1 protein-coding gene is annotated in these 1,286 nt (G+C 75.5%); it reads right to left on the reverse strand.

Annotated features, from left to right (window positions below; genetic code table 11):
- Positions 1-1,286 (reverse strand): alkaline phosphatase family protein (locus CCN72_RS35745; RefSeq protein WP_167408746.1); only part of this gene is annotated, 1,286 nt, incomplete at both ends.

Consider the following 1,286-nt stretch of genomic DNA (forward strand, 5'->3'; position numbering starts at 1 on the left):
AGCGGGATCTCGGTGCCGCCGGGGCCGAGCAGCACGCCGTCGTGCGCCGCGCTCGCCACCAGCAGGAAGCCGATGCCGGGGTGGTTGGCGAGGGTGGTGAGCAGGGCGGGGTGGCGGGCGTCGATCTCCTCCTTGGTCATGCGGTGGCGCACCTCGGGGAAGGAGACGAGGCCCAGGTTGCCGGAGGCCAGCACGATCGGCTCGCGGCGGCGGGCGGGGCGGTGCTGCTCGCCCTCCTCCACGGGCCGGCGCAGGGCGGCACGGACGGCGGCCCGCGCCTCGGTGCCGCTGTGGGTACGTTCGGCACGGCGCGGCACATGCAGTCCGCAGCCGGCCCGTACCAGGTCGGCGAGGGTGAGGCCGTAGCGGGCGTGGAAGGTCTCGCCGGGGCTCTGCCCGTGGTCGGAGAGGACGACGAGGCGGTACGGGCGCGGGGCGTGGTCGGCGACCCGGGCGAGCAGGGCGATGCTGCGGTCGAGGCGGGCGAGCACCTTCTCGGCGTCGCGGCTGTGGGGCCCGGAGTGGTGGGCCACCTCGTCGTAGGCGACCAGGTCGGCGTAGACGGCGGTGCGTCCGGCGAGCATGTCGCCCATCACCGCGGCGACCACGACGTCCCGTTCCACGACGGTGGCGAAGGCGCGGACCAGCGGGTAGAGGCCGCCGCGGGAGACGCGGGGGCGCCGGTGGCGGAACCGGGCGCGGGTGGACTCGCCGAGCTCACGGGCCACCTCGGCGATGAAGGACAGGGCGGTGCGCACGGCGTTGGCCGGGTCGGAGAAGTAGGCGAAGTACCCGGCGCGGGAACGGTTCTCCCGGCTTCGGCGGCGGGCCGCTATGGACAGCACGAGGGCCTGTTCCCCGGCGCCGCCGCTGAAGAGGTTGCCGCGGCTCGCGCCGTCCTCGGTGAGCAGTCCGCCGTCGCCGGTGTGCGCGACGGCGCGGCGCTGGAGTTCGGCCGCGCTGGTCGGCCGGTTGCAGACCATCACCTCACCGCGGTCCTTCTCGTACCAGCGGAAGGCGGGCACGTCGTAGGTGCTGCCGTGCAGGATGCCGAGCTGGCTGGCGCCGGTCTGGCTGGACCAGTCGGTGTGCCAGGGGGTGAGGCGGTGGGTGGGGGCCTGGGTGCCCCCGTCCGCCGCCAGCAGGCGGGCGAGCGTCGGCATCAGCCCCTTGTCCACGGCCGCCGTGAGCACGTCGTGGCCGACGCCGTCGAGCTGGAGGAAGACCAGGCCGGGGGTGGTGGCGCAGGGCGGGTCGGTTCTTCGGCGGCGGGCGGCGAGGCGGTG

The organism is Streptomyces murinus, from assembly GCF_002154555.1.
In the GTDB taxonomy this organism is placed as follows: Bacteria; Actinomycetota; Actinomycetes; order Streptomycetales; family Streptomycetaceae; genus Streptomyces; species Streptomyces murinus.